Origin of the sequence: Rhizobium sp. PEPV16 (assembly GCF_008919455.1) — a bacterium.
Classification (GTDB): Bacteria; Pseudomonadota; Alphaproteobacteria; order Rhizobiales; family Rhizobiaceae; genus Rhizobium; species Rhizobium leguminosarum_Q.
On record NZ_VSZV01000255.1, the window covers coordinates 7,772 to 12,943 of the forward strand.

A 5,172-nucleotide genomic window follows, 5' to 3' on the forward strand; every position below is an offset into this window, starting at 1 on the left:
GACGGCCCGATCAACGATCGCATCGACGACGCCTACCGCGCCAAATACGGCAAGAGCCAGTATCTCGCGCCGATGGTCAGCGCCCGAGCACGCGCGGCAACCGTCCGGATCACGCCTCGCGACGAAACTGCCTGACGGCGGTCGGATCGCATGAGATCGGCATGCGATCGCCTCAGGGCGCGCGTTGTCGATAGCTCTTCATATCAACCTGAAAAGAGGAGAAGCAAATGATCAAGCGCACACTCGGCCAGGGCCTGGAGGTCTCCGCTTTGTCGCTGGGCGCCATGGGCTATGGCAAGGCCCGCGAGCTTCCCGACCGGGCCGAGATGATCGACCTGCTTCGCACCGCCGTCGAACGCGGCATGGATTTCTTCGACACCGCTGAAGTCTATGGCCCCTGGACGAACGAGGAGATGGTGGGCGAGGCGCTTGCCCCGGTTCGCGACAAGGTCAAGATCGCTACGAAGTTCGGCTGGGACATCGATCAGGAGACGGGCGCGCACCGCGGTGGCGTCAACAGCAAGCCGGCGCAGATCCGCCGCGCCGTCGAGGGCAGCCTAAAGCGCCTGCGCACCGACCACATCGACCTCTACTATCAGCACCGGGTCGATCCAGACGTGCCGATGGAAGATGTGGCCGGGACGGTCAGGGAGCTGATTGTCGAGGGCAAGGTGCGGTGGTTCGGTCTGTCCGAGGCCGGTGCCCGATCGATACGCCGAGCGCATGCGGTGCAGCCGGTGGCCGCGTTGCAGAGCGAATATTCCTTGTGGACCCGCGAGCCGGAGGCCGAAATCATTCCGACGATCGAGGAGCTCGGCATCGGGCTCGTGCCTTTTAGCCCTCTCGGCAAGGGATTTCTGACCGGCAAGATCGACCTCAACACCACATTCGACAGTTCCGATATCCGAGCGGGAATCCCCCGCTTCTCCGAGGAAGCGCGTCTTGCCAACCTGAAGCTGGTCGAGCTGACCGGCAAGATCGGCGAGAAGCATGGTGCGACGCCGGCCCAGGTCGCGCTAGCCTGGCTGCTGGCGCAGAAGCCCTGGATTGTTCCGCTGTACGGAACACGCAAGCTCGAACGGTTCGAGGAGAATATCGGGGCGCTGAACGTCACCTTGGATAAGGCCGATCTCGATGAGATCGAGCAGACCAACATCGTCATTCAGGGAGCTCGTTATCCCGAAGAAATGCTGCGTCGATCCGGTCTCTAGCGGCACATTCCACAACAACCTGCTTCGACGCTGACGACGGGCGCATTGCGGCTTTCGTCGTTGCGCCGTTGCAGGCCCATTCCAGGCGATGCCGGAACAACCAGCTGGAAGGATATCATCATGAAACGAATTTTGGCCGCCACGGCAATCTCGCTCACGATGGGCGAGCCTCTCATGGCCCAGGAAGGAAGTGGAGGCGGAGCCATGCCGGCAAGTGCTTCATCATTGTCGGTCAGCGACATCCAGTCCGTATCGCCGGCTCTTGGCCGATACGCTGAAGAGGACGTGGTCGGAAATCTGTGGCAGCGGCCGCAACTGTCACGCCGCGATCGCAGCATCGTCACTCTGGCAGTGCTGATCGCCCGAAACCAGGCAATCGATCTGAAGCACTACGTCGACGTCGCTCTCGATAACGGGGTGAGCCCGGCGGAGGTCTCCGAGATCATCACGCATCTGGCTTTCTACGCGGGCTGGTCGAACGCGATGTCGGCAGTCGCCGCGACGAAGGACGTCTTCAAAGACCGGGGCATCACGGCCGACCAGCTCCCTGCGGCCTCTCCGCAACTGCTGCCACTCAACGAGGAAGCCGAGCGCCAACGCGCCACCGGGGTAGAGAAGAATGTCGGTCCGATCTCTCCGGGGCTGGTGCAGTTTACGACCGACCCGCTGTTCCTCGACCTCTGGCAGCGGCCGGGCCTTGCACCGCGAGACCGCAGCCTTGTGACGGTCAGCGCGCTGATCGCATCCGGCCAGAGCGCCCAGATCACCTATCACCTCAACCGCGCCATGGATAACGGCCTGACCGCCGACGAAGCCGGTGAGGTCGTTGCCCATACGGCCTTCTACGCCGGCTGGCCGAACGCCTTCTCTGCGTCGTCGGTTGTCGGAGAAGTGCTGCGCAGCCGGGCGAAGTGAAACTCCAGCCTGCAGCAAAAGGCACGCCGGTCCGGCGCAAAGGGGTCCGGCGTGTTTGCTGCTCCAGAGTTGATTGCTACCATTTCATAGGCAGGCGTTTATGATGGGCGTCGGTCTATGAGGAGGAATCATCATTGGAGCGCCAGAATATCAACGACCTGATGGTGTTCCTGGTGGTTGCGAGGGAGCGCAGCTTCACCAAAGCCGCAGCCAAGTTCGGCGTTTCGCAGTCGGCGCTGAGCCATACGCTCCGTCAGCTCGAGCAGCGGCTGGGCGTGCGGCTGCTGACAAGGACGACGCGCAGCGTCTCTCCGACCGAGGCAGGCGAACGGATGCTGCAGAGCATCGGTCCGCTTTTCGACGAGATCGGATCTGCGCTCGATGGGCTCAACATTCTTCGGGACCAGCCGGCTGGAACCGTCCGGCTGACCGCCGGCGACTACCAGATCCAGTGCTACATATGGCCGAAGCTTCGAACCTTTCTCCAACAATATCCCGACATCAGGCTCGAACTGGACGTGAACTACGGTCTGCAGGACATCGTCAGCGAAGGCTACGACGCGGGCGTGCGCTTCGGCGAACAGATCGCCAAGGACATGATCTCAGTGAGGATCGGGCCGGATGTTCGCTTCGCGGTCGTCGCCGCAGAATCCTATTTTGCCTCACGCGATATTCCAAGACATCCGAAGGACCTCATGCAGCACAGGTGCATCAATCTGCGCCTGCCCACCTATGGCGGTCTCTATGCCTGGGAGTTCGAAGAGAACGGCCGCGAGATCAAGGTTCGGGTGGACGGACAGCTGGTGTTCAACACGATCTACAACGTTCTCGAGGCGGCACTCGACGGCTTCGGCTTTGCCTATATCCCGGAGGATATCGCCAAGCTCCATCTCGGAACCGGTCGCCTCCACCGGTTTCTGGAAGATTTTTCTCCCTATTGGGAGGGCTTCCATCTCTACTACCCAAGCCGACGCCAGTCTTCGCCCGCTTTTTCCCTTCTCGTGAACGCGTTGCGTCATTCAACCTGAGCGGCTGAGGCGACACCGTGGAGAGCCGCTTTAGGCACCGTTGCGCGGCTCCTCCGGGAAATGAAGCGCAATCGGCGGCCATCTCGTCTCTGACGGCCAGCGGCATGTTTCAGCCCCGCCTACTTGCGGCAGGCGATCGATGCCGTCGGCGTGGATCGGATCCTGTTCTCGACGGACTACCCATACCAATATCGCCCCGGAGGCGAGGCGCGGCGATTTGTCGAAGATCTGGGGCTGGGCAAAGTTCGCTCATGCGAATTGGGAGCGCCTCACCGCAGGCCGCTTGCTCGCCTGATCTCGGCAGGAAGCTCCCGTTTCGTGAGGCAGCCTCATAAGGTCTTGCAATTTGCCGCCGGTAATCCTTTCCGATGCGTGACCCATTTACTCACGTGAGCGATCCACTGCTTCGCCCCTGAGCACGAGTCCCAGCCTCGACTATTCCGGCTGACGGACTACTGAAGGCGCGGAGCCGCGAGTCAAGAACCCGTTTCAAGCTGTTGTTGGTGGAGCGGACGCTCAGCGACGTGATAGCGCAAGCGAGGGCTGATCCATGAAGTTCGACACACCTGCAGGACCGAACCCGATTGACCGGATGACCGTTGTCGGCCAGCCTCACAACCGCTTCGAGGCAGAGCTCAAGACGACTGGGACGGCGACTTACGCCTACGAATATCACAACGTCGCGCCAAACGCCGCCTACGGCTATATCCTTGGCGCGGCAATTGCCAAGGGCCGGATCTCATCGATCGACTCCCGGCGCGCCGAGGCCGCGCCCGGCGTGCTGGCCGTCATTACTCACCGCAATGCCGGTCCGCTTGGTGTCGGAAAATTTTATGTCCAGCGCATGTTGGCTGCCCCTGATGTCGATCACTACCATCAGCCTGTTGCAGTCGTGGTGGCCGAAACCTTCGAACAGGCACGCGCGGCTTCCTCGCTGATCCGCGTCGACTATGCGCGCAGCCCGGGCCGATTCGATCTCGCCGAGCAACTGGACAGCGCGCCGGTTGCACCGCAGATGGAGTTTGGTGGACCGACCGAGACGCAGGTCGGAGACTTCGACCAGGCTTTCGCAGCCGCGGAGGTGAAGGTTGACGAGACCTATACTGTTCCCGACCAGGCGCATGCAATGATGGAGCCGCATGCGACGATCGCGACCTGGGATGGCGATCGGGTGACGTGCTGGACCTCAATTCAGCAGATGAATTGGGGAACCCGCGATCTCGGACTCATTCTCGGCATTCCGCGCGAAAACGTTCGGCTGATCTCACCCTTCATCGGCGGCGGCTTCGGCGGCAAGGGCACGGTGCAGTCAGATCTGGTGCTGGCGGCCGTTGCCGCGCGAATGGTGCGGCGACCGGTGAAGATCGCGCTTCAACGTCCGATAATGTTCAACAATACGATCCATCGGCCGAAGACGATCCAACGGATCCGGCTCGGCGCCTCGCGCGACGGCAAGCTGACGGCGGTCGGTCATGAGAGCTGGTCGGGCAATCTCGCCGGCGGCCGCACCGAGCCGACCACCCTTTCGACACGGTCGCTCTACGCCGGGGCGAACCGGATGACAGCTGTCCGACTGGCGACGCTCGACCTGGCCGAGGGCAATGCCATGCGTGCGCCGGGAGAGGCGCCCGGTTTGATGGCGCTCGAGATCGCCATGGACGAGATGGCCGAAAAGCTTGGCATGGATCCGGTCGAGTTCCGCATCCTGAACGATACTCAGGTCGATCCGGAAAATGCCGATCGGCCCTTTTCCTCGCGTCCCTTCGTCGAATGCCTGCGCACGGGCGCCGAACGCTTCGGATGGAGCATGCGCAAAACTGAGACACGTCAAGGCCGCGATGGTGACTGGTTGATCGGCATGGGCATGGCGGGTGCGATCCGCGGGGCACCGATTTCAAAGGCCGGAGCGCGGGTTCGTCTCGATCGCCAGGGCATGCTGACGGTCGAAACGGACATGACGGACCTTGGCACCGGCAGCGATACGTTCGTGCAGCAGACGGCGGCCGAGATGATGGGGC

Annotated in this window: 5 protein-coding genes; all 5 read left to right on the forward strand. The window is 62.2% G+C overall.

Features of this window, described 5'->3' with window-relative positions; all coding sequences use genetic code 11:
* On the forward strand, positions 1 to 135 hold a 135-nt coding region (locus FY112_RS37580), incomplete at its 5' end, for a DUF2255 family protein (RefSeq protein WP_246700647.1).
* A 92-nt stretch (positions 136 to 227) separates the two neighbouring features.
* Positions 228 to 1,211: an aldo/keto reductase gene (locus tag FY112_RS10045; RefSeq protein WP_151518309.1), complete on the forward strand. Its 984-nt coding sequence runs from the start codon at positions 228 to 230 to the stop codon at positions 1,209 to 1,211.
* A 120-nt stretch (positions 1,212 to 1,331) separates the two neighbouring features.
* Positions 1,332 to 2,126, forward strand: a complete 795-nt coding sequence (locus tag FY112_RS10050; RefSeq protein ID WP_151518310.1) for a carboxymuconolactone decarboxylase family protein — start codon at positions 1,332 to 1,334, stop codon at positions 2,124 to 2,126.
* Between the two features lie 134 nt (positions 2,127 to 2,260).
* Positions 2,261 to 3,154 (forward strand): LysR family transcriptional regulator, encoded by an 894-nt coding sequence (locus FY112_RS10055; RefSeq protein ID WP_131709085.1) that lies wholly within the window; start codon positions 2,261 to 2,263, stop codon positions 3,152 to 3,154.
* Positions 3,155 to 3,704: 550 nt separating this feature from the next.
* A partial coding sequence (locus FY112_RS37585; RefSeq protein ID WP_246700645.1) for a xanthine dehydrogenase family protein molybdopterin-binding subunit occupies positions 3,705 to 5,172 on the forward strand: 1,468 nt, incomplete at its 3' end.